The organism is Paenibacillus anseongensis, from assembly GCF_009757995.1.
GTDB lineage: Bacteria > Bacillota > Bacilli > Paenibacillales > NBRC-103111 > Paenibacillus_E > Paenibacillus_E chondroitinus.
Genome location: NZ_WSEM01000020.1, coordinates 394,920 through 417,601 on the forward strand (window position 1 = coordinate 394,920; position 22,682 = coordinate 417,601).

The 22,682-nt window shown below is 47.0% G+C and carries 21 protein-coding genes; 2 read left to right on the plus strand and 19 right to left on the minus strand.

Annotated features, from left to right (window positions below):
• Window positions 1-115 precede the first annotated feature (115 nt).
• The 8 genes from sufB to GON05_RS25585 all read right to left on the minus strand — a co-directional run bounded on the left by sufB (window position 116) and on the right by GON05_RS25585 (window position 6,994).
• Window positions 116-1,513: a Fe-S cluster assembly protein SufB gene (sufB, locus tag GON05_RS25550; protein ID WP_127458395.1), complete on the minus strand. Its 1,398-nt coding sequence runs from the start codon at window positions 1,511-1,513 to the stop codon at window positions 116-118.
• Window positions 1,514-1,579: 66 nt separating this feature from the next.
• Entirely contained in the window at window positions 1,580-2,014 is a 435-nt protein-coding gene (gene sufU, locus GON05_RS25555) for a Fe-S cluster assembly sulfur transfer protein SufU (protein ID WP_127458394.1), read from the minus strand.
• Window positions 2,001-3,227, minus strand: coding sequence for a cysteine desulfurase (locus GON05_RS25560; protein WP_157323040.1), 1,227 nt, complete (start codon window positions 3,225-3,227; stop codon window positions 2,001-2,003). The genes sufU and GON05_RS25560 overlap by 14 nt, the downstream gene beginning before the upstream one ends.
• Entirely contained in the window at window positions 3,224-4,519 is a 1,296-nt protein-coding gene (gene sufD, locus GON05_RS25565) for a Fe-S cluster assembly protein SufD (protein WP_157323042.1), read from the minus strand. Before sufD ends, GON05_RS25560 begins: the two co-directional genes overlap by 4 nt.
• A 57-nt stretch (window positions 4,520-4,576) precedes the next feature.
• Entirely contained in the window at window positions 4,577-5,407 is an 831-nt protein-coding gene (sufC, locus tag GON05_RS25570; RefSeq protein ID WP_127458391.1) for a Fe-S cluster assembly ATPase SufC, read from the minus strand.
• A 166-nt stretch (window positions 5,408-5,573) separates the two neighbouring features.
• A complete protein-coding gene (locus GON05_RS25575) occupies window positions 5,574-6,143 on the minus strand; it encodes a DUF1802 family protein (RefSeq protein ID WP_309492841.1) in 570 nt (189 codons plus the stop codon).
• Between the two features lie 115 nt (window positions 6,144-6,258).
• Window positions 6,259-6,435: a hypothetical protein gene (locus GON05_RS25580; protein ID WP_157323045.1), complete on the minus strand. Its 177-nt coding sequence runs from the start codon at window positions 6,433-6,435 to the stop codon at window positions 6,259-6,261.
• A 100-nt stretch (window positions 6,436-6,535) separates the two neighbouring features.
• Window positions 6,536-6,994 carry a Dps family protein gene (locus GON05_RS25585; RefSeq protein ID WP_127458389.1) on the minus strand — a complete coding sequence of 153 codons (459 nt, stop codon included), beginning with the start codon at window positions 6,992-6,994 and terminating at the stop codon, window positions 6,536-6,538.
• Between the two features lie 200 nt (window positions 6,995-7,194).
• Between GON05_RS25585 and mtnK the strand changes: the two genes are divergently transcribed.
• Together mtnK and mtnA are read left to right on the plus strand one after the other, a co-directional pair.
• Window positions 7,195-8,421, plus strand: coding sequence for an S-methyl-5-thioribose kinase (mtnK, locus tag GON05_RS25590; protein ID WP_157323047.1), 1,227 nt, complete (start codon window positions 7,195-7,197; stop codon window positions 8,419-8,421).
• The gene (gene mtnA, locus GON05_RS25595; protein ID WP_157323049.1) at window positions 8,418-9,488 is read left to right on the plus strand and encodes an S-methyl-5-thioribose-1-phosphate isomerase; all 1,071 of its coding nucleotides are present in this window, start codon (window positions 8,418-8,420) and stop codon (window positions 9,486-9,488) included. Before mtnK ends, mtnA begins: the two co-directional genes overlap by 4 nt.
• 357 nt (window positions 9,489-9,845) lie before the next feature.
• Here the strand turns inward: mtnA and GON05_RS25600 are convergent, their stop codons facing one another.
• The 11 genes from GON05_RS25600 to GON05_RS25650 all read right to left on the minus strand — a co-directional run bounded on the left by GON05_RS25600 (window position 9,846) and on the right by GON05_RS25650 (window position 22,429).
• Window positions 9,846-10,796 carry an AraC family transcriptional regulator gene (locus GON05_RS25600; protein ID WP_157323051.1) on the minus strand — a complete coding sequence of 317 codons (951 nt, stop codon included), beginning with the start codon at window positions 10,794-10,796 and terminating at the stop codon, window positions 9,846-9,848.
• A gap of 34 nt (window positions 10,797-10,830) precedes the next feature.
• Complete coding sequence (locus tag GON05_RS25605; RefSeq protein WP_157323053.1) at window positions 10,831-11,844, minus strand: Gfo/Idh/MocA family protein; 1,014 nt, start codon at window positions 11,842-11,844, stop codon at window positions 10,831-10,833.
• Between the two features lie 102 nt (window positions 11,845-11,946).
• On the minus strand, window positions 11,947-12,795 hold the full coding sequence (locus tag GON05_RS25610) for a M15 family metallopeptidase (protein ID WP_157323055.1): 849 nt from the start codon (window positions 12,793-12,795) through the stop codon (window positions 11,947-11,949).
• A 194-nt stretch (window positions 12,796-12,989) separates the two neighbouring features.
• Entirely contained in the window at window positions 12,990-14,285 is a 1,296-nt protein-coding gene (locus GON05_RS25615) for a homocysteine synthase (protein ID WP_157323057.1), read from the minus strand.
• 170 nt (window positions 14,286-14,455) lie between these two features.
• Window positions 14,456-15,340 carry an ABC transporter ATP-binding protein gene (locus GON05_RS25620; protein ID WP_127456762.1) on the minus strand — a complete coding sequence of 295 codons (885 nt, stop codon included), beginning with the start codon at window positions 15,338-15,340 and terminating at the stop codon, window positions 14,456-14,458.
• A gap of 2 nt (window positions 15,341-15,342) precedes the next feature.
• Entirely contained in the window at window positions 15,343-18,249 is a 2,907-nt protein-coding gene (locus tag GON05_RS25625; RefSeq protein WP_157323059.1) for an ABC transporter permease, read from the minus strand.
• A gap of 20 nt (window positions 18,250-18,269) precedes the next feature.
• A complete protein-coding gene (locus GON05_RS25630) occupies window positions 18,270-19,304 on the minus strand; it encodes an efflux RND transporter periplasmic adaptor subunit (RefSeq protein ID WP_157323297.1) in 1,035 nt (344 codons plus the stop codon).
• Window positions 19,294-19,983 carry an ABC transporter ATP-binding protein gene (locus GON05_RS25635; protein WP_157323298.1) on the minus strand — a complete coding sequence of 230 codons (690 nt, stop codon included), beginning with the start codon at window positions 19,981-19,983 and terminating at the stop codon, window positions 19,294-19,296. The genes GON05_RS25630 and GON05_RS25635 overlap by 11 nt, the downstream gene beginning before the upstream one ends.
• Before the next feature lie 183 nt (window positions 19,984-20,166).
• The gene (locus tag GON05_RS25640; protein ID WP_157323300.1) at window positions 20,167-20,889 is read right to left on the minus strand and encodes an amino acid ABC transporter ATP-binding protein; all 723 of its coding nucleotides are present in this window, start codon (window positions 20,887-20,889) and stop codon (window positions 20,167-20,169) included.
• Between the two features lie 13 nt (window positions 20,890-20,902).
• On the minus strand, window positions 20,903-21,550 hold the full coding sequence (locus tag GON05_RS25645; RefSeq protein ID WP_127456760.1) for an amino acid ABC transporter permease: 648 nt from the start codon (window positions 21,548-21,550) through the stop codon (window positions 20,903-20,905).
• A gap of 84 nt (window positions 21,551-21,634) precedes the next feature.
• Window positions 21,635-22,429 (minus strand): basic amino acid ABC transporter substrate-binding protein, encoded by a 795-nt coding sequence (locus GON05_RS25650; protein ID WP_157323061.1) that lies wholly within the window; start codon window positions 22,427-22,429, stop codon window positions 21,635-21,637.
• Window positions 22,430-22,682: the final 253 nt, after the last annotated feature.

A 22,682-nucleotide genomic window follows, 5' to 3' on the forward strand; every position in this document is an offset into this window, starting at 1 on the left:
GTGAGAATTGCGGGAAATAAATATACGTTAGTCACGTCTAGAAATGCATGGAGCTTGTTGGAAAGCAGACGCACAAAAAAAGCGTACCCGATACATCGGGTACGCTTCGTCAAAATTAACCGATCGAACCTTCCATCTCGAACTTGATAAGACGGTTCATTTCCACGGCATATTCCATTGGAAGTTCTTTGGTGAATGGCTCAATGAAGCCCATAACGATCATTTGCGTTGCTTCTGCTTCCGTCAAACCACGGCTCATGAGGTAGAACAATTGGTCCTCAGAAACCTTGGATACCGTAGCTTCATGCTCAAGCGTAATGTTATCGTTCATGATTTCATTGTAAGGGATTGTATCGGATGTTGACTCGTTATCGAGAATCAACGTATCACATTTGATATTCGCTTTGGAACCTTGGGAGTTGCGTCCGAAGGAAGCCAGACCGCGGTATGTTACTTTACCGCCGTGTTTGGAGATCGATTTGGATACGATCGTTGATGTTGTATCCGGAGCCAGATGCGTCATTTTCGCCCCTGCATCTTGGTGTTGTCCTTTGCCGGCTACAGCGATGGAAAGAACCATCCCTTTCGCGCCGCGGCCTTTGAGTACAACTGCCGGGTACTTCATAGTCAGCTTGGAACCGATGTTACCATCGACCCACTCCATTGTAGCGCCTTCTTCTGCAACTGCACGTTTGGTAACGAGGTTGTAGATGTTTGGTGCCCAGTTTTGGATCGTTGTATAACGAGCACGGGAGTTTTTGAGACATACGATCTCAACAACCGCACTGTGAAGGGAGTTTGTGCTGTAGATAGGAGCTGTACAGCCTTCTACGTAGTGCACAAAGCTTTCTTCATCCGTAATGATCAATGTACGCTCGAATTGACCCATGTTCTCGGAGTTAATACGGAAGTAAGCCTGTAACGGAACTTCACATTTAACGCCTTTTGGTACGTAGATAAAGGAACCACCGGACCATACCGCACTGTTCAAAGCAGCGAATTTGTTGTCGCTAGGCGGGATGATGGTACCGAAGTATTTTTTGAACAGCTCAGGGTGTTCACGAAGAGCAGTATCCGTATCTGTGAAGATAACGCCTTGATCTTCGAGTTCCTTTTGCATGCTGTGGTAAACAACTTCGGATTCGTATTGCGCGGAAACGCCGGCAAGGAACTTTTGCTCGGCTTCCGGAATACCTAGCTTATCGAATGTTTCTTTAATTTCAGTCGGAACTTCTTCCCATGTTTTCCCTTGTTTCTCGGACGGTTTCACATAGTACTGGATGTCATCAAAATCAAGATCATCCATGTTGCCGCCCCAACGAGGCATTGGCATTTTGAAGAACTGCTCCAAGGATTTCAGACGGAACTCCAGCATCCAATCCGGCTCGCCCTTCATTCTGGAGATTTCTTCAACGATTTCACGAGTCAAACCTTTTCCCGACTGGAAAATAGATTTGTGCTCATCTCGGAAACCATACTTATAATCTTCGAGATCTGGCATTTGTTTTGCCATGGTTATTTCCTCCTTAGCGTTATGGTTTACAGATCAATAACAAGTTCTATGCGATCGCGAAATGCGTTAGTTATCGGTCTTTTGGGTATGTTCAATACCTTTGCGAAGTGCATTCCATGCCAGGGTTGCGCATTTGATCCGCGCCGGGAACTTATTCACCCCGGATAGAGCCTCTATATCTTCATATTCAAATTCAACAGATTCGCCCTTCATCAGGCCAGAAAAATCTTCGGCCATCTTCAGCGCCTCTTCGATCGTTTTGCCTTTGACGGCATCCGTCATCATGGATGCGGAAGACAGCGAGATCGAACAGCCTTCACCTGTGAATTTTGCCTGTTTCACGACACCGTCTTCCACCAACATTTGCAGTGAAATTTTGTCACCGCAAGTTGGATTGTTCAGATCGATGGTGACCGCTTCACCAGACTCAAATTTCCCCCGGTTACGAGGAGTTTTATAGTGATCCATAATGACTCTACGGTATAAATCATCCAATTGCATGGCCGAAGTACTCCTTTGTTTTTTGTAAGGCCATCACAAGACGGTCAATATCTTCTTCTGTATTGTATAGATAAAAGCTGGCACGAGCCGTACTGCTTACTTCAAGCCATCTCATCAGAGGCTGAGCGCAGTGATGGCCTGCACGAATAGCTACTCCCTCTGCATCCAGAACCGTTGCCACGTCATGTGGATGAACATCACCCAAGTTAAACGTAACAAGTCCCGCACGATTGCTAGTTGGTCCATAGACAGTCAGATCTTCGATCTGCGTCATACGTTCCATCGCATAATTCGTGAGCTGAATATCATGTTTGAAAATATTGTCCATGCCGACTTCTTGCAGGAAATCAATCGCCGCGCCAAGGGCAACAGCCCCTCCGATGATTGGCGTTCCGCCTTCGAACTTCCAAGGCAGTTCCTTCCATGTCGATTCATACAGATCCACATGGTCGATCATCTCGCCGCCAAACTCAACGGGCTCCATGTTTTCGAGCAAAGCCTTCTTGCCATACAATGCCCCAATTCCGGTTGGTCCACACATTTTATGTCCGGAAAGCGCATAAAAGTCGCAATCCAAATCCTGCACATCCACTTTCATATGCGGAGTGCTTTGTGCGCCGTCAACCACCATCTTTGCGCCGTGTTTATGGGCAATTTGGGCGATTTCTTTGACAGGGTTGATAACCCCCAGCACGTTAGACACATAAACAACCGAAACGATCTTGGTGCGGTCTGTAATTGTGTTCTCTACATCTGCCAGGGAAATCGATCCGTCGGGCTGTAAAGGAATATATTTTAAAGTGGCGCCTGTTGCCTTAGCGGCTTGCTGCCATGGAATCAAATTACTGTGATGTTCCATTGGCGTAAGAACGATTTCGTCGCCTTCACGCAATACCGCTTTGGCGTAGCTGCTTGCCACAATATTGATGGCTGTTGTCGTGCCTCTGGTGAAAATAATTTCTTGCTCGCTGGATGCGCCGATGAACTTAGCGACTTTCGCTCGTGCTCCTTCGTACGCATCTGTTGCCCGGGAACCTAGGGTATGAACACCGCGATGTACGTTCGCATTGTCCCATTCATAATAATGCTTGAGTGCCTCAATCACCTGAATGGGCTTCTGGGATGTAGCAGCGCTGTCCAAATACACCAGTGGATGACCGTTCACTTCTTGTTTTAGAATGGGAAAAAGTTCACGTATCTCGGCTGTTTTCATTGTCCCAGCTTCCTCTCCACTAAGCTTTGCAGCTGTTCTTCAACGCTTTTAATCGGAATTTCGGAAACGACTGGCGCCAAGAATCCGTAAATGATTAAGCGCTGAGCTTCTTCTTTGGTAATACCACGGGACATCAGGTAATGCACTTGCTCTGCATTTACTTGACCAACACTCGCAGCATGGCCTGCTTTAACATCATCCTCATCGATGAGAAGGATCGGGTTCGCGTCTCCACGAGCTTTCGGGCTAAGCATCAACACTTTCTCCGTTTGTTGACCGTTACAGCCTTGAGCTCCTTTTTCGATCTTCGTAATCCCGTTGATGATTGCCGTTGCGCCATCTCGCATAACAGCACGCGTAATCATATCGCTCGTGGAAGCTTTGCCCCAGTGAACAGCGCGTGTCGTTAAGTTAAGCTTCTGCTCTTGCGTACCCACACAGATCACCTTGGCATCGGAGTCGGAACCTTTGCCTTTAAGAATAGACGTCGTATCCGACATGGTATTCCCGTAGTTCATTTCTCCAACTACCCACGCGATGCTAGCATCATTATCCAGGATAGCGCGGCGGTATGTTAAGTCCGTAACGGACTCTTCAAAGTTGTGAACGGATGCGTAATTTACGCGTGCACCCGGCTTCGCAAATACTTCAACGATACCGTTTTGTACGAGTTCAGCTCCAGATAGGGAGGATACGAAGTTATCCACGTATGAAACAGAGCTGAATTGCTCTGCAACGATCAGCACGTGCGGAGCGAATGTAGCTTCAGCATCATCCGTAACAAACAACGCTTGAAGCGGAACATCCACACGAACGTCTTTTGGCACGTAGATGAAAATACCACCGTTCCAAAGCGCAGCGTGCAAAGCTGTCAATTGATTTTCGTTCGCTTCGACAGCTTTCATGAAGTAAGGCTTCACTAGATCGGCATGGTCACGAATCGCCGTTTCCAAATCAGTGAAAATAACACCTTGCTTCTTGAGTTCTTCGGAAACCTGGCTGAACACAACTCCGGAGTTGCGTTGAACGATCAGGTTATCTGAATTTGTCAGACCTTGGGCAACTTCCGGTAAAGATTCAAGGGAAGTCAAAGGGGCTTGCGTTTTATAGGAACCGTAGGAGGAAATGCTCCAACGATCAATTCTTGTCTTTTCAAGCGTAGGTAATTCCAAAGAATTCGCTAATGCCAACCCTTCTGTACGAAGGGCAGTCATCCATTCCGGCTCCTGCTTGCCGCGGGAGAGCTCGATGACAGCATTAGAATCTATGGAAAGTTGTGTTTGAGTACTCATGGTATTCCTCCTAATATATAAGGACCTTTGACCCTAAGATCAAAGTCTCTCCTCTCTTTAGTACTTCGGCGCAGTCGTGTTCATTGGGATTTTGAATTCTTCCTCGTCTTGGCCAACTGTTTCGTCCACGATGCCGAGTTCTTCTTTGATCCAATCGTAACCTTCCGCTTCCAGACGCTCAGCTAGCTCTGGACCACCGGACTTCACGATGCGACCTTGCATCATAACATGTACAAAATCAGGTTTAACATAGTTCAGCAAACGTTGGTAATGCGTAATGATCAAGAAGCCGCGTTCTTCACTGCGCATAGCGTTAACGCCTTCAGCAACGATACGCAAAGCATCGATATCCAGACCGGAGTCAATTTCGTCAAGAATAACGAATTTAGGCTCAAGCAAAAGCATTTGCAGGATTTCGTTACGTTTTTTCTCACCGCCGGAGAAACCTTCGTTCAAATAACGGTGCATGAACTCAGGGTTCATTTCAAGCTGTTTCATTTTCGCTTCCATTTGGCGGATAAACTTGATCAGGGAGATCTCGTTGCCTTCGCCGCGACGCACGTTGATTGCACTGCGCAAGAAGTCAGCGTTCGTTACGCCAGTGATTTCACTTGGATACTGCATAGCCAGGAACAAGCCAGCGCGTGCTCTCTCGTCAACCGCCATTTCCAAAACATCTTCCCCGTCTAAAGTAACGGAACCCTCTGTCACTTCATATTTCGGGTGACCCATCAGCGCGGATGCAAGCGTACTTTTACCAGTACCGTTCGGTCCCATGATGGCATGAACTTCTCCGCCTTTAATCTCAAGGCTCAGCCCTTTCAAAATTTCCTTTCCTTCGACGTTCGCTCTAAGACCGTCTATTGTAAATGTTGGTGAGTTTGCCATTTTCATTAAGCCTCCATAATGTTTAAATGTTCTAGATAAACAATAATCATAAAAATGATTATCATTGATTCTCATTAGAATAATTCTATTATAACTTACTATGTCAAATCAAGAAAGGGCAATTGCTTGAAAAAGATGGGCATTCTGTGAAAATGCAACCATTTTCTTACGACAAAGTTTGCTTGATTTCAGCAACCTGTGCAGCAAAATCCTCATCGCTCAAAACCGGTATCAACGAGGATTCGGGCGGTGTTTCGGCCCCAAGCGCAATCCATGATTTACAGCCGATATAGGCTTCCTCAATTGGAATATGTAAAGGTTCTGTCAGTTTATACACTCTTAAAAGCATGAGATGCAGCGGATTTTTACGTTTCCACTTCAATCTTTCTTCCGTGAAATTTTCCGTCCAAATGTGATAGGGATACAGCTTATTCAGCAGCTCTCCATCATTAATCTCAATATCCTCGATCATCCGGGCATACGAACGGATTGTGACTTGATCATCCTGCGCACTCCAGAGGGCCAAGGTTTCGTCAATCACATTGCGATAATTTTCCTTGAGTAACTCTTTTCTCTGGTGCTCGTAAGTAGGATAAAGAAAAAAATCATTCGATTCGACTTGAAAATCCCTCGTTTCTTCAACAATACCCCCTTTGCGCATAATAAAAATTTGTGTGCCGTCTTCCAGTGCTTTGATAGCCGAAGCCCATTCTTTCAGGGCTTTTGGTTTTTCCACCGACGCCAACTCCTTGTTCACCCAATAATCCATTTATTATAAGGAATTTGGAGAAGCAAAACAACACACCTTGAAGGACGAAAAGAAAGGGATGGCTCTCAGGCCATCCCTAAGTCTACTTATTTACATCTTCGGCGTAATACGATTGTTGTATACGGGCAAACTGTGTTTGATTCTGTTTCATCGGATTTGGGTCTTGATTCTTCCCGGGAGACTCCGCCTCGAAAGCCATGAATAACAAGAAAAAGCACGCGGCCATTACCAGCAGCACATTCAGGATTTTCATCATCATAAGATCCTCCGAAAGCGAATTTGGTACCAGTATAACGAAGTATCGTTAGGCTCATGTTTTTTCAGGTTAAAGAAATTGTAAAGAGGTTGGTAATTTGAACCTACCCCAGGAAAGATTGCAGCATCCAGCGGTGTTTTTCCAGCGAAGTCTGAATGGCTAACAGCATGTCCGAAGTCGTTTCGTCCTGCACTTCTTCACAAGCCTGCATACCGGCTTTTAACTCTTGGGTGAGAATCGTGAAATCTTCGATCACAGCTTCAACCATTTTGGTTGCTGTTTCGGTTCCTTGCGCTTCTTTCAAGGAGGATAGTTCAATATAGGCTTTCATGGTTGCTGCAGGTTGGCCGCCAATGGAAAGAAGACGTTCCGCAAGTTCATCAATGTGCAGAGCCGCTTCATTGTACAGCTCCTCGAATTTGACGTGCAGCGTGAAAAATTGATTGCCTTTTACATACCAATGGAAGTTATGGAGCTTCACAAAAAGCAAACCCCAATTGGCAATTTGCTTATTGAGAATGGTTTGGATGGATTGAGCTGATGTTAAGGTCGTAGTTGCCATAAGAAATGCCTCCTTGTTGTTGTTGTCGGTAGAGCATGTACACGTTACTGTGCGTTCTTTGCACTTATTTTATGTAATTTGTGCAACATTTCCGAGGAGAGTATTTCAAGCGGCCCCTTTTTGCCTTATACTAGGGAAAGACGATTAATACACAGTAAACTAGTTGGAATTAATTTCAATGACTTATTAGGAGGCAAACCATGTCTACATATCATCCTTTAAGTGAAGCTCAAGCGATTGAATACGCTCGTCAAATCCCGGATTTGTTCCAGCCGGCATCGGAATTGACCAGCCAGGAAATCGGCGACGGCAACTTAAATCTTGTTTTTCGCATCTCAGAAAAGACTTCAGGAAAAAGCATCATTTTGAAGCAAGCCCTTCCTTATGCCAAGGTAGTCGGAGAATCCTGGCCGTTGACGCTTGATCGGGCACGTATTGAAAGCGAAGCGCTGATTATCGAAGAAGGATTAGTTCCGGATCTTGTTCCACATGTTTATGCATATGATGCAGATCTTGCGCTGACGGTCATGGAGGATCTAAGCGATCATATTATTATGCGCAGGGGCTTAATTGAACGGAACGAATATCCGCTGTTCGCCGAGCATATCGGCCGTTTTATGGCAAACACCCTGTTTTTCACATCCGATTTGGGCAAAAATCAACAGGAAAAGAAAATCCAGCAAGGCCGCTTCATCAATCCGGAGCTTTGCAAAATTACGGAGGATTTGATTTTCGACGATCCGTACCGCGATGCCGATACGAATAGCATTGAAGATCAGATCCGCGATGCGGCAGAGCAGCTTTGGGCTGACAGCGAGCTTCACTTGGAAGTCGCGATTCTTCGCCAGAAATTTTTGACGAACGCGCAAGCGCTGCTTCATGGCGATTTGCACACCGGAAGTATTTTCATCAAACCGGATTCCACGAAAGTCATCGATCCGGAATTCGCTTATTACGGGCCAATGGGCTTCGATATCGGGGCTGTGCTCGCGAATCTGATTCTCAACTTCGCCGGACAGGAAGGCTGGAGTCAAGATCACGAAAGCCGCGAAGCTTTCCGCGCTTATCTGTTGAAAACGGTGAAAGAGGTATGGACGCATTTTGAAGCGAATTTCCGCGCCTTGTGGAACGAACATGGTGTAGATCGTGTTTTCCAAACGCCAGGCTACCAGGATCATTTCATTAAAAACCTGCTTCAGGATACAATTGGCTTCACCGGGGCAAAAATGGTCCGCCGTATCGTAGGACTTGCGCATGTTGCAGATATTGATAAAATTGAGAATAACGCCGCTAGAGAACGCGCTCAGCGTTTGGCGTTAGCGATCGGCACAAGCTGTATTCGCGCTAACCGTCAAGTCACTTCTATCGATGAGCTCATTGCCATCGTCACCAAAGAATCAGCAGTAGAAAGAGGATTTGTTCTATGACTAACTTAGAAAATGTAGAGGCGCAAGGTGCCTTGCAATCCTTGCGTTGGAATGGCCAGCAGCTTGATCTGTTAGATCAACGTTTGCTGCCGGAAGAGATTGTGTATTTGCCGCTTGAAACACCGATCGAGGTGTGGGAAGCGATTCGTCACTTGAAAGTTCGCGGCGCACCGGCTATCGGAATCGCCGCCGCGTATGGTGTATATTTAGGCATCCGTAACGTGGATGCTGCCGTTGATGGGCTTCTGGCGGAAGTCCAGAAGCAAGCCGACTACCTGGCGACGTCTCGTCCGACAGCGGTGAACTTGTTCTGGGCGCTCGATCGGATGAGAGCGCAGGCAGGTGTTTTGGCAGCAGCTGGCGTTAGCGCAGATGCTTTCAAGGCAGCGCTTCTCGACGAAGCGCAGAAGATTCAAGCGGAGGACGAGGAGACGAACCGCCAAATCGGCGAACACGCGCTGACGCTGTTCGAGGATGGCTTCGGCGTGCTGACGCACTGCAACGCCGGCGGTTTGGCGACAGCCAAGTACGGCACGGCGCTAGCGCCGTTCTACTTGGCTAAGGAAAAAGGCGTGAACCTGAAAGTGTTCGCGGATGAGACTCGGCCCGTGCTGCAAGGCGCGCGGCTTACAGCCTTTGAACTGCAGCAGGCCGGCGTCGACGTGACGCTGATCTGTGACAACATGGCCGGCGCGGTCATGTCCAAGGGTTGGATCCAGGCGGTCATCGTCGGAACCGACCGCGTAGCGGCTAACGGCGATGTAGCCAACAAGATCGGCACGTACAGCGTGGCGGTCCTGGCGAAAGCGCACGGGATTCCGTTCTACGTGGCGAGCCCGATCTCCACGATCGATTTGAACACACCTACGGGTGGGGACATTCCGATTGAAGAACGCCATGAGGATGAAATCACGCAAGGCTTCGGCAAACGTACAGCACCGCAAGGTGTGAAAGTGTTTAACCCTGCCTTCGATGTCACACCGAACGAGTATGTAACGGCGATTATTACGGAAAAAGGCATCGTTCGTGCTCCTTATGCGGAGAACTTGCGTAAGCTTTTTGAATAAGCTAACACTCTTTTGCACACATAGCGGAACCTGAGGGCGCTATTACTGCCCTATCGGTTCGTTTTCAAGTTCTTGGGGAACTACAGGTCCTTATTTCAACGTTTTGAGCGTGATTTCAGCCCAATCCGTTGAAATAAGGGACTATAGTTCCCCTTCCTTGCGTAAAGGGCTGCTTTCGCAGAAATAGGACCCTGTAGTTCCTCGCCGAGCCGCATCGCATGTTAGACCTCGGACCTCGGACCCCGGTCCCGGCCCTGGCATCGTCCGCGCCCTTTAATGACTCACCAACTAAAAAAGGCTGTTCCTGCCGCATCCTAGTTGAACTCAACTACGATAACGGCAGAAACAGCCTTTTTCTTATCCATGCAGGCGCTCACGATACCGGTTTGGCGTGACGCCATGCGCTTTTTTGAAAACATAATGCAAATAATTGCTGGAAGCAAAGCCGCTCTTCTCGGCGATTTTCTCCAAGGTCATCGTGGTCTGCAACAGCTCTGTGCACACGTGCTTTAAACGAACCTGCTCCAAATATTCACTGAATGAAATGTTCGCTTGTTCTTTAAAGATGCGCTGAAGCTGCCGCGAGGAGATCTGCAGCCGCTCGGCAACGCCTTCCAGTGTCAACGGACGCCGGAAGTTGTCTTCGATGAACTGTACCGCAAGCTGATAGCGGTAGCTTTTCATATCGCGTGCCGGCAAATCGAGCCCCTGATGATCCGCTTTGTAAGCGCCGATGGTTCTGAGCAGCATCTGGATAATCGATTGCTTGATGATCGTATATTGGCCGAGCTGGTTGTCTCGCCAAGCTTCAAAGGCGACCAGAAAGCATTTCATCGCTTCCTGACGGTCAAAGGCAGGAAGCTGCGGAAGCTCGCTTAGCTGCTTAATGCAAGCATCAGCCTCTGCAATCTCCCACGCTTCTCCCCAAGCCTGCGATTCGATTCCAGCGTCTCCGTCCAGCGGTGACCCTTCCAGCCGCACAAAATCAACATGCAAGCACAACTCATCCATCTTCTCGTGTTCATCCGCCTCTTGACGGTGCAAAACACCCGGAGCTGTGACATACAGCATCCCTTCTTGCAAAGGATGGGTAACCCCATCCAGGATGACTTTGCCTTTTCCGCTAGGGATGTAATGAAACTCGAATTCGGAATGATGATGGAAATCGATTACCGTTCCAGCCGGAAAGGAGGTCAGATGACAGCGAAGCACACGGATTCCGTAAGATCCCCACCGAAATCGCAAGTCCAAACGATCAAGAGCCGTTGGATTTTCAAGCATCGGTTCGAAGTAAAAGGGCTGACTCATGCTGAACCTCCATCCATTCTGTGCAGATGATTTATTACTGAGCTAGAGAATCAATACGTACTTGTTGTTTGGACCCCGCGGAGCGGTTGGAAGCCTCCATCAGCTTCGTTAAGTCCACAGCCAATTGAATATTTTCAGTCGCTTTTGTTCCGTTTTGAATGTGAGCTACCCATTGATCAAAAGCAGACGGTTTCTCTTTCGGCCCATTCTCATAGGCTGTCCAGCCAGCGTCAGCATTTTTTCTAGTGCGCACTAGAACTCTTCCGTCATGATCAGAATACAGCACGCTGCCTTCTGTGCCATGAACTTCAATCACGAATGGTGAGTGAGCGTTCACAAAACCAGCCTCTACGATACCTAGAGCGCCATTCGCATATTGAAGCGTAGCTACAGCATTATCTTCAACTTCTCTACCTGTCACGTAGCCATAAGAAGCGCTTACAGATTCAGGAAGACCCAAGAATAAACGAGTTAAATACATCGGATGACAGCCAAGGTCGATTAGCGCGCCGCCGCCGCATTGTTCAGCATTATAGAAATGTTCAGGCAGCCAGCCTTTCGGATTCACATCTGTCGAAATACCGCCATTGTGGGATAGACGAGTGCGCACCAAAGTAATTTGGCCCAGCAGTTCCTTCTCAATAATCTCTTGAACCGCTAATGTATACGTTGGATTCAAACGCGGCAATGAAACAGTCAAAGTTACACCGGCTTCATTCACCGCGTCCAAAATTTCATTCACTTCATGTAACGTAGGAGCAATAACTTTCTCCGTAAAAATATGTTTACCCGCCTTGGCAGCGGCAACCATTACATCACGGTGCATGTTTGTCGGTGTGTCTACAACGACGCCGTCAATATCCTTATTTGCCAGTAACTCAGCAAGATCCGTATAAAAGGCAACACCACGCTGCGACGCTTCTGCTTGTCCGCGCTCAGGAATTTCATCCCACACCGCTACAATCTCGGTATCTTTGTGCTCAGTAACCTGTTTTGCATAGTCCCTTGCATGCACGTGCCAAAAACTTAACATTGCTACTTTAATCATGTTAACCTCCAAATAAGTGACTTGGCTTCATTTTAACATGCCTAAGCAGCTTGATAAATTTCGAATTAGCGACAGACGAGGGTGCAAAATAACGACATCACATTACTTGCTTACAGGCACCGCATTGTAGTACTCTTCCATCGTCATCTTTTTGGCAACCATATCCTTGGCCGTATCAACACCTACATATCGAATGTGCCATGGCTCGTATTGGTAGCCGGTAATTTTCTCTTTTCCCTTAGGATAGCGGATCACAAATCCGTACTCCTGGACATGCTTCTCCAGCCAATTCGCTTCTTTGGTCCCACCAAAGCAGTCTTCCGCGGCACATTTCCCATCACTGCCGGATACATCGATCGCAAGTCCCGTTTCATGCTCACTGGTTCCCGGCACGGCGCTGTACATCTTCGCCTTCTCCTCGCCATCCTTCTGAACGTAACGTTGGAATAGCGACTTCTGCGTGGCATAGGACCGATAAGCCGAAACGCCCGCTATGTTGATTCCATCCTTTTTCGCGCCTGCAACCAGCTTTTCAATCGCTTCCGCTGCGACGCTGCGCATTTTGCGTTTTTCAATCTTTTCCGCGAATGTAAAAGGGATATCCGGATAGACCAAATCCGTCGGCTCATAACTTGAAGGAAGTGAAAATTGTTTATTCACAAGGACCGTTACACTTTCAGGCTTGGCAATGACTTGAAGTCCATCGCTTTTGGAAGGTGTGCTGGATGCCTTCGGAGAAGCCGAAGGACTCTGAACCGGCTTAGTACTTGTTTGCGGCGAAGCTGTCGCCGTTGTCACAGGCGATGTTGTGGAAGTCGCCGTATTTGGTGTAGCCGTTGTCGTCGCGCTGGCAGTTGGGCTCGTGCTTGGTACAGCTTCCTCTTTGCCGCATCCCGCTAGTATGGATAACACCACTAGTAGGGCGAGCGAGTATGTTGTCATTTTGTTCATGCTCAGGTGAATGCCTCCTCGAAATTGAAAAACTTACACTTGAAATAGACTTCTCATCTCCAGTAAAAGTTGCATGAAGTCGAATTTCAACGTAAAAAGACTGCCATCTAGGTTTTGCGCCTAAATCGCAGCCTTCTCATATTTTATGCCTAACGGTTGTTGGTTACAAGTTTCTTCTGTTTCGCAGCGTTTGCCTAAGCCTGACTTGCGGCAATTGCCTGCTCTAGATCATAGATGATATCTTCAATAGCTTCAGTTCCAATGGATAAACGTATAAGTCCAGGAGTCACGCCTGCGGAAATTTGTTCCTGTTCATTCAATTGAGCGTGCGTCGTGCTGGCCGGATGAATAATGAGTGATTTGGAATCTCCAACATTGGCCAAATGTGAGAAGAGCTCGACGGAATGAATCAGCTTCTTACCCGCATCAACGCCGCCTTTGATCTCAAAGCTCAAGATAGCCCCTTGACCTTTAGGCAAATACTTCTGGGCAAGCGGATGGGAAGGATGGCTTTCCAGCCCTGAATAGCTTACCGACTCTACAGCATCATGAGACTCCAAATATTGAGCCACTTTCAAGGCATTCGAGCTATGGCGTTCCAGACGCAAATGCAGGGTCTCCAGTCCTTGCAGGAGCAAGAACGCGCTGTTTGGTGACAGTGAGGCACCTAAGTCGCGAAGCAGCTGAACTCTTGCTTTGATAATATAAGCAATTGGCCCTACCGCATCTGTGTAGACAACACCGTTATAGCTTGGATCAGGCTTCGTCAGGCCCGGGAATTTGCCGCTCGCTACCCAATCGAACTTGCCGCCGTCAACAATGACGCCGCCGATCGTCGTTCCGTGGCCGCCAATAAATTTCGTTGCCGAGTGAACGACAATGTCAGCACCGTGCTCGATGGGTCTTAGGAGGTAAGGACTTGGGAATGTATTATCGACAATCAATGGAATGCCATTCTCATGTGCAATAGCCGCCACAGCTTCGATATCAAGGATATCTCCTTTGGGATTGCCGATTGACTCGGCGTAAACTGCTTTTGTTTTATCCGTAATAGCGCTGCGGAAATTTTCAGGATTGCTTGGGTCAACGAACTTAACGTTAATTCCCAGCTTAGCTAGTGTATTTGAAAATAAATTATAAGTTCCGCCATACAAGGAAGCTGCGGATACGATCTCATCGCCGGCTCCCGCGATGTTCAAAATGGCAAACGTAATAGCAGCCTGCCCGGACGCTACGGCAAGAGCCGCTGGAGCACCTTCCAGTGCAGCAATCCGTTTTTCAAAAACATCGGTCGTTGGATTCATAATTCGCGTATAAATATTACCAAACTCTTTGAGCGCAAATAAATTGGCGGCGTGGTCCGTATCGTTAAAAGTGTAAGACGTTGTTTGATAAATCGGAACAGCTCTTGAATTGGTTGCAGGATCGATCTCTTGACCTGCATGAATAGCTAGTGTTTCCGGTAAGTACTGGCGTTTTGAACCTGACATTGCACATGCCTCCTTGGATGGTCGATGGATTCGCAGATATTAACTCGATAATTCCTACTGGAATACTATGTATTCATTCTAATGGAAATATCTAGTCATAGTCAATATACCATATCGGCATTTTTTTCTATACTTGTTTCATAGTAAAGAAGGTATTCCTTCCATTCCCCCTATGTCTTGTCTGGCGGTAACAGGACGATCCGTCCATCCTCCATAGCAACGCGCACCTTATTCGTGCGTGAAGCTCCAATCGAGTCGAGAAAATTGGCCGGAATTTGCAGTCTGCCCGCTTTATCAACAACGGCATATTCCACATGGGAATCCTCTTCAGCAGCCAGGATACCCTGCTCAAGCTCCAGCAATTCCTCTTGATAGGATTTACGCCTTAGAATCTCCGAGGACGTTTTGCCGTCCCGAATGGCAACCACCCGGTCCACCTTCTTGGCCAAAAGCGGGTCATGCGTAACAATCACAACAGTTAATCCAAAGCTGCGGTTCAGCTCACGAAATAGATCAAGAATTTGATTCGCCATTTTCGTATCAACAGATCCCGTGGGTTCATCCGCCAGCAGGAGCCTGGGCTGATTCGCAAGCGCAATCGCAATAGCGACACGCTGCTGCTCCCCGCCAGAGAGCTCATTAAGCTTATTGCTTCTACGATGGCTCAAACCTACAGCTTCCAGCAACTCCAAAGCACGGTGGCGCTTGCGTCGCCCTTGGAGAAGGATGGGCAGCTCCACATTTTCCAAAGCTGTCAAATAAGGAATCAGGTTTCTCGCATTATTTTGCCAGACGAAACCAACGGTTTCCCTTTTATACTTGACCAGATCAGCTTCCTTAAACTTCAGCAAATCCTTCCCATCTACATGGAGATTACCAGCTGAGGGCCGATCCAGCCCTCCCAGCATATTCAACAACGTCGATTTCCCGCTGCCGCTGTTTCCGATAATCGCCATCAGTTCCCCTTCCTCAACGTGGAGGTCAAGCCCTTGCAAAGCGACAACTTCAAGATCGGCGGCCTTATAAATTTTAACCAAATTTTCACAGTGAATCATGCTTAATCCTCCCCAAGCTTAATGGCTTGATGAATCTTAATTCTGGAGAGCATCCCGCCAAGCAGCAGCAGTCCAATCCCTATCATCACTAAAACAATGACGTATAAATGCAGCTGATCGTTAGGATCGAAACTCACTTGAAAAGGCGGCACTTGACTCGATGAGTCAAACGTTAATTGGAACAAGGGAACAAATAAACGGCTGGCCGTATTCCCTGTGATCATCCCAATCAGGACGGCTGCGCCGGAGGTTAAGAGCTGCTCGGCAACCAGCATCCCGATTAATTGCGCATAAGAAATTCCCATCGCGCGAAGCACGCCAAATTGTAGAATTCGACCGGATAAGGAGAGCACCCAGTATAAAAGGAATCCCATGAAGCTGATGCCGATCGCAATCAAGAAGCCAAGCGTCATAACGCCGTTCACGGCCAGTTGAAAGGGATCGTTTTTGGAACGGACTAACATCTGTTTCGTATCAACCAAGCTGGTAATCTTGATACTCTTAAGCTCTAGCGCTTCATACAAAGCTTGACTGGTCATGTCAGGTTTCAGCTTAAGCCATACCTCATACGGCTCAACAGCCAAATTATTTTGGAAGTAAGAAAGATGTCCCACGACAAGCTTAGGCGCATCCACTTTCGTCTTCTTCGTCGTGCCTGACGTGCTCCCGCTACTCGACGGAGCCGTCAGTATCGGATTAGGGTTCCAGCTTGGCCAGTAGTCGATAATTCCATAGACGATGGATGAGGTTCCTCTTACATCCCCCCAGCCAATATTCACCGTATCGCCTACTTTGGCTCCTGTTTCTTCGGCGATGGACCTGGAAATAAGCACAGCCTTGGAATCCCCCGCGAGCAAATTCAAATAATCGTAGAAGTGATGATCCAGCAATTGATCGCGTAGCCAGGCGGTTTGGCCGAATTCATCCGTATCGATACCCATCAGCGTTGTCCGCTTTGTTTCTTTGCCGATTGAGAGGTAAGCATCTTTCTTCTGAAAAACACGAGCAGCAGATTCTACACCCGTCAGTTGGGTAAATGGGAGAAACGGCGGCTCTGTATATTGCACTCTTTTTTTCACGGTAACTTCATTAGCAGGAGAACTCGCATCACCCTCAGGTCCAGAAGGGCCAGACTGTGGCGGTGGAGCGTCGTTATCCCATGGCGTCTGCAAAACAATATCGCTCCCATTCGTATAGCGGATCTTCTCTTCGATGTTTTTGTTCATCGTCCGGGCTGCGCTTGCACTAAACAAGCCGGTGGCCAATGTCATCACAATAAACAGCATGATAAATTGGTACTGGGTAGTAGACCTGCCTACCTGAAGGAGTGTCGAATACAGATATGGCGGCCACCATTTGCGCCCCACCGTATAGATCAGTTGAATCACCCACGGATAAATCCGCAGGAGGAACAAGCCCATTGCAAATATGAATAAAGCCGGTACAACAAACAGAAGGGGATCGACCTTCATGTCCATGGAATCCAGCCCAAGAGCTACCAGATCAGACATCCTTCGATTAAAGCTCTGCAATAAATAAATGGATACCGCTAGTAAGACAATGTCGAGAAATATTTTATGAACAAAAGAAAGCTTATTTTTCCTCGCAAGTGATTGCTTATGGCCGACAATGGTCGTGCGCGTCGCGATAACAGCCGGAATGAGCGTCATGCAAACCGATGCCACCACAGCGACCAAAGCATATTGGTATGCTTCCTGATTCAGCTTCACTTCCATAGCAGCGCGCTGTACAAACTCCAGAAACCCATTGGAGGCACCCAAGATTTTGGTCAACTGCATGCCGATGGCTGGTCCTACCAGAAGAGCAATTCCCCCCAGCAATGCTCCCTCCAGTACATAACCTAATATAATTTGTGTACGGCTAGCTCCTCTACTTCGCAGAACGGCAATTTCTGTTTTCTGCCTCTCTGTAATCAAATTGGCCACCATGAATAAATAAAAGGCTAACAATATGCTGACGGGCACGTTCAACGACCATAACATCATTCTTAATTTCTTCTCTTTCTCGCCGTACACTTTCAAGGTAGGAAGCGAAGGGTTCTCCGCTTTATAAGAATTGAACCGACTGCTTAAGTAGCCTTCCATTTGTGCATGCGCTGCGGTATAAGCTCCCAGCCCTTCCAACTTTAATTGATGATAATCGAGTACGTAATTCCAAAAGCAATACAGACTAGTAAACGCTTTGTTATTCGTAATTTCTTTCTCAAATAATCCAAAAGGAATGAAAAATCTTGAACGCAAATCATACATATTATTCGTCCAATAAGGATCGGCGTAATCGCTGCGATCAATGACCGCTACGGGTTTAATGCGTATCGTTTGTTTCAAATCCTCGTCTTGAATGGTTAATTCATTGCCAAGTACAATTTTCATCTCCGTTAGCAGTTCAGGGAACACCCATGCCTCATATACGCCGTTCACGGGCTCTGCGGAAGGCATAACACCGTCAACGAGCCGAATATGCTTTTCTAACTCCGACATCGTTGTCAGTTCGCCCAGACGCTTTACACTTGGGTCGACTTTACTCGGATCACTCGGTTTAAAATTGAAATTCATCGTACTGCGCGTGGTCGTTGAAAGCAGGATAGGAACGCCAAATGCCTTACTTTTTTCTGTCAAAAAAGCATCCGTTTCCGCGAGAAGACGATCTTCATCCGGATCCTTCTCAGATCTCACAAAGTACGCGTAGTCATACACTTGCCCCGGATATTGCGTGGTGTCTGCTTGCAGAACTTCCAAGTCTTTAATCAGCATGCGCTGTAAAATGGCGTGCGTATAAATAGGCATCGAGCTTGCAAGAGCTACGGAAATAATGAGCCCAACTAATAAACTCAGCTCGAGCCAACGATTTTTAACCATTTTACGGAGAATCATCAGAATTAAAGCCATTGCAATCCTCCTAAGTTGATCTAGTTCTCCAAAATGACACTTTGGCCTTCCTTAAGTCCTGTCCGGATTTCAACTTCCGTTGGGGTGACAAGGCCCTTTTCGACATCAACTTCTTTTCGGCTCTCTCCATTCAGCACTTGCACATAATCTCTGCCCAAATAAGTCCGAAGGCCTTTTCTCGGGATTACGATGACATTTTCCCGCTGCTCAACAACAATCGTCATATCGCCGGATGCGCCGATCTCTGCCCCCTCTGTACCTAGAGGAACCCCGATAATAATCGTTTTGGCGTTTCTTTCAGCTTGTGCCTTGTTATCGGTTGGCGGCGAGCTTGAAGGTGTTCGCAGCACTTTGCCTTGTACCGTATTCCCCGACTTCGCGAGTTTGACTTCTACGTTCATGCCAACTTCTATTCCCGTAAGTGTTCCAACGTCTGTAGCTTCATAAGAGAGCTCCAAATGCTCGGGATCGGACAGAACCACAAGCGTATTGAAGGCATCCACTACACTTCCTTGCTGTGCATCCGTTACAAAAGTGACAACGCCACCGGTCTCTGCCACTAACCTTGTCTTATTCAACTGATCTTGCAAGGAAGTCAATTGCAGCTGCGCAGCTTCAATATCGATATCCTTTAAACGCAGCGCAAGCGTTTGATCAGGATCAGCTTGCCTGGACTGCACACTGGCAATCTGGGCTTTCTCCAAACTTAGTTTCTGCAGCGCAATCCGCGTTACCAGATCCCCCTGCTCCAGCTCAGCAAGCACATCGCCCGGCTTGACCACATCGCCTAATTTGACGCGCAAACCAGATAAGTGATGGTCAGACTCTTTAAAATAATAATTGCTCGTTTGGCTAGACTTGAACGTCCCCATAAAAACCGCTTTTTTCGTAATGTTGCCTTTCTTCACTTCATAAAGATCAAAGTTTTCTTTCACCGGTTTGACTAATGGCGGCTTCAGCGCCTCCTCTTCTTTGGGCAATAGGGAACACCCTGCCAGGACTAGCACAACTCCCGTGATCAGAACGAGCTTAGACGCAAATGGATTAACCTTCATCGACAATGGTACCATCCTCCAATGCATACACTTTATCTACAATTTCCATAATTGCGAGATCATGCGTGGTCAAAATAATGGTCATTCCTTCTTGCACCAAATCTTTGAACAATTTCAGCACTTGAAGCCCCATTCTGCTGTCTAACTCCGCTGTAGGCTCATCGGCCAAAATCAACTTGGGTTTGTGAGCAATCGCTCTGGCAATCGCAACCCGCTGCTGCTCGCCGCCAGAAAGTTCATAAGGACGATGCTTCATTCTCATTTTCAAACCGACGAAATCCAGTGCTTCTTCCGCTAATTGTTTATAATGCTTGGGAGGAATACCCGAAATGCGCAAACCAAATTCAACATTCTCGTACGCGGACATATAAGGAACTAAGGCAAAAGATTGAAAAATAAGACCGATCTGCTTCCGTCTGACTTCATTGCGCTTGGCCTCGGATAGGCTGCTGATCTCCAGACCTTCCAAATAAACGGCGCCTTCCGAAGGATGGTCGAGTGCCCCGAGAATATTGAGCAGCGTTGTCTTGCCGGACCCTGATCTTCCGCGCAAGGCCACGAGATTGCCTTTGGGAATGCTGAGATGAGCTCCCCGCAATGCGTGGACCGCTCCAGATCCTTTTCCAAACACTCGCGTAACACCGACAGCTTGCACCATTGGCAGCTGTTCTACCTGCATCGTCAAAGTTAGCACCTCATTTTCATTCCTAAATCTTGGATCTCCTTCTAAATGTAAGCCTTTACACATTATAAATCTATTTTTTGCCAAAAAGATAGACAGAAAAAAGAGCCACCCATCAGGTCATTTCTGCCCCAATGTAATAGCTCCTCTTTCCTGCTTCTACTATTCTTATTCACCGTACTAAAGCACTTTGGACAAAAACGACTTCGTCCGCTCTTGTTGCGGGTTTTCAAAAATTTGCTTCGGATTGCCTTCTTCTACAATGACGCCTTGCTCCATAAACATAACGCGGTCGCCGACCTCGCGGGCGAAGCCCATTTCATGGGTCACGACAACCATCGTCATCCCTTCCTTCGCCAGCTGTTTCATAACGGCCAGCACCTCTCCGACCATTTCGGGATCCAGCGCTGATGTCGGCTCGTCGAACAGCATAATCTTCGGCTCCATCGCAAGTGCGCGAGCAATCGCAACACGTTGCGCTTGACCTCCGGAAAGCGAATCGGGATAAGCATCAGCTTTATCAGCGAGCCCAACTTTCGTTAGAAGCTCCAACGCTTTTTTACGCGCTTTATCCTCCGGCCATTTACGTACTTGAATCGGCGCCAGCATAATATTATCAATAACTTTCATATGCGGGAACAAATGAAAACGCTGGAACACCATGCCGAGCTCCATGCGGATCTCATTGATTTTATTCGTCGGGTCCATGATGTTCTTGCCCTCAACCTTGATAGAACCGCCATTAGGCTGCTCCAAAAGGTTCAGACAACGCAGAAACGTCGACTTCCCCGATCCCGAAGGACCAATCACGACCAAAACCTCTTGGTGCTGAATATCTGCGGAAATATCCCGCAAAACAACGTTATTGCCGAAAGCTTTTTGAAGATTTCTAACTTCAATCATTGCGGTCATATCTCTACACTCTCCTTTCCACATAGCTAAGCAGCTTGCTTAGAGAATAAGTGAGGATGAAATAAATCAATGCTGCCGTCAAATACGGCTCCCACACAGCGAAATATTGGCTGCGCATCGCATTAGACCAATACATCAATTCCGGTGCAGCAATAATTGCAAACAGGGAGGAATCCTTGATTAATACGATAAACTCATTTCCAAATGGAGGAATCATCCGCTTGATCGCTTGCGGCAAAATGACCTTTTTCATCGTTTGATAATGTGTCATACCTAGCGAATGCGCGGCTTCTGTCTGGCCTTTATCGATGGACTGAATACCTGCTCTGAAAATTTCGGCCATATATCCTGCGGAGTTCAAAGATAAAGCAACAATAGAAGCAATGATGGCATTGGTTGTACCTAAAAATAAGGGAACGACCCCGAAATGAACGAGCAAAATTTGCACCAACAGCGGTGTGCCGCGGAAAAAATTCACGTAGATGCTGGTTGGCCATCTTAAGTAGCCACGGTGAGACATTTTGCCTAATCCAACTGCCAGCCCCAGCACGGAGCCGAAACAAATGGACAGAATGGATATCCCAATGGTCCAGAGCGTACCTTTTAATAAAAGCGGTAAATATTCAATAATAATATCAAAACGAAACTCCATTCCACACTTCCTTTCTTACCTTATTATGCCGATAACAGAACAACAGCATGCGTAAGGTTGAAGTCACGCATGCTGCTTCTCTTCTTATTTTTGTTCAAGCAATTTTTTCGTGTCAGGATCTTGACCAAACCATTTTTTGTACACTTTTGCATAAGCCCCGTTTTCAATCACTTTTTTGATTGCCGGGTCAAGTTTCGCTTTCAGCTCACTGCCTTTTGGAAGCAGGATGCCATAGTATTCGGACTCAAAGTTCTTAGGATCGGGAATCGCGACTAATTTTTTGTTCGGGTTATTTTTCACATATTCACGAACGATGGCGATATCCGCAACAACTGCGTCTACCCCGTTATTTTCAAGCTCCATCAGTGCAAGCGTGTTGTTATCAAGACGTTTCAAGGATGGATTTTTATCACCCATGATTTTGCTCATAAGCGTATCAGCTGTTGTGGAGATTTGAACAGCCACCTTCTTGTCTTTCAGGTCAGTCGCGCTTTTGATCGGGCTGCCTTCTTTGACCAGAATCATGTTGGTTGATTCGAAATACGGGACGGAGTAGTCATAAGACTGCTTACGCTCATCCGTGATTGAAACGCTGGAAATACCAGCTTGATACTCTTTACCTTGTTTAACACTTGTAAGCATGGTATCCCAACCTGTATTCGTTAGTTCATAGGATAGTCCTGCTTCTTTCATAACTTCTGCAAGAAAATCGACGTCAAACCCGGTCATTTTGTCTTTGTCCATGTATTCCATTGGTGCATAAGCAGCATCTGTTGCAAACTTGATCTTCGTGCCGCCGGCGCCGCTATCTTTAGCTCCACAACCTGTTAATCCGATAACTAGAGCTGCTGTTAAAACAAGAAATGATATTTTTTTCATTAAAATTCCCCCCGTGCTATGTATGGAACGAATCATATTTTAACATCTGGTCAATAAAATGACAACGCCTGTGTTTAGAAAAATACTCAGGAAATTGCAGGTAATTGCCTTTCTCTTTGATTTTTGTTTTTTTGCACAATGAAAACGGACAGCCTTTGTTCCATTTGCTGATAAAAAATAGAAAAATAAATAGAAAAACGCCCGGATCTGCTGATCCGAAGCGTTCTATTTCCGTAAGTTGCCGTCGCCGAAT

Coding starts and splice junctions, on each gene's coding strand:
- sufB (WP_127458395.1), bottom strand. CDS start 1,513: ATGGCAAAACAAATGCCAGATCTCGAAGATTATAAGTATGGTTTCCGA.
- sufU (WP_127458394.1), bottom strand. CDS start 2,014: ATGCAATTGGATGATTTATACCGTAGAGTCATTATGGATCACTATAAA.
- GON05_RS25560 (WP_157323040.1), bottom strand. CDS start 3,227: ATGAAAACAGCCGAGATACGTGAACTTTTTCCCATTCTAAAACAAGAA.
- sufD (WP_157323042.1), bottom strand. CDS start 4,519: ATGAGTACTCAAACACAACTTTCCATAGATTCTAATGCTGTCATCGAG.
- sufC (WP_127458391.1), bottom strand. CDS start 5,407: ATGGCAAACTCACCAACATTTACAATAGACGGTCTTAGAGCGAACGTC.
- GON05_RS25580 (WP_157323045.1), bottom strand. CDS start 6,435: ATGATGATGAAAATCCTGAATGTGCTGCTGGTAATGGCCGCGTGCTTT.
- GON05_RS25585 (WP_127458389.1), bottom strand. CDS start 6,994: ATGGCAACTACGACCTTAACATCAGCTCAATCCATCCAAACCATTCTC.
- mtnK (WP_157323047.1), top strand. CDS start 7,195: ATGTCTACATATCATCCTTTAAGTGAAGCTCAAGCGATTGAATACGCT.
- mtnA (WP_157323049.1), top strand. CDS start 8,418: ATGACTAACTTAGAAAATGTAGAGGCGCAAGGTGCCTTGCAATCCTTG.
- GON05_RS25600 (WP_157323051.1), bottom strand. CDS start 10,796: ATGAGTCAGCCCTTTTACTTCGAACCGATGCTTGAAAATCCAACGGCT.
- GON05_RS25605 (WP_157323053.1), bottom strand. CDS start 11,844: ATGATTAAAGTAGCAATGTTAAGTTTTTGGCACGTGCATGCAAGGGAC.
- GON05_RS25610 (WP_157323055.1), bottom strand. CDS start 12,795: ATGAACAAAATGACAACATACTCGCTCGCCCTACTAGTGGTGTTATCC.
- GON05_RS25615 (WP_157323057.1), bottom strand. CDS start 14,285: ATGTCAGGTTCAAAACGCCAGTACTTACCGGAAACACTAGCTATTCAT.
- GON05_RS25620 (WP_127456762.1), bottom strand. CDS start 15,340: ATGATTCACTGTGAAAATTTGGTTAAAATTTATAAGGCCGCCGATCTT.
- GON05_RS25625 (WP_157323059.1), bottom strand. CDS start 18,249: ATGGCTTTAATTCTGATGATTCTCCGTAAAATGGTTAAAAATCGTTGG.
- GON05_RS25630 (WP_157323297.1), bottom strand. CDS start 19,304: ATGAAGGTTAATCCATTTGCGTCTAAGCTCGTTCTGATCACGGGAGTT.
- GON05_RS25635 (WP_157323298.1), bottom strand. CDS start 19,983: ATGCAGGTAGAACAGCTGCCAATGGTGCAAGCTGTCGGTGTTACGCGA.
- GON05_RS25640 (WP_157323300.1), bottom strand. CDS start 20,889: ATGATTGAAGTTAGAAATCTTCAAAAAGCTTTCGGCAATAACGTTGTT.
- GON05_RS25645 (WP_127456760.1), bottom strand. CDS start 21,550: ATGGAGTTTCGTTTTGATATTATTATTGAATATTTACCGCTTTTATTA.
- GON05_RS25650 (WP_157323061.1), bottom strand. CDS start 22,429: ATGAAAAAAATATCATTTCTTGTTTTAACAGCAGCTCTAGTTATCGGA.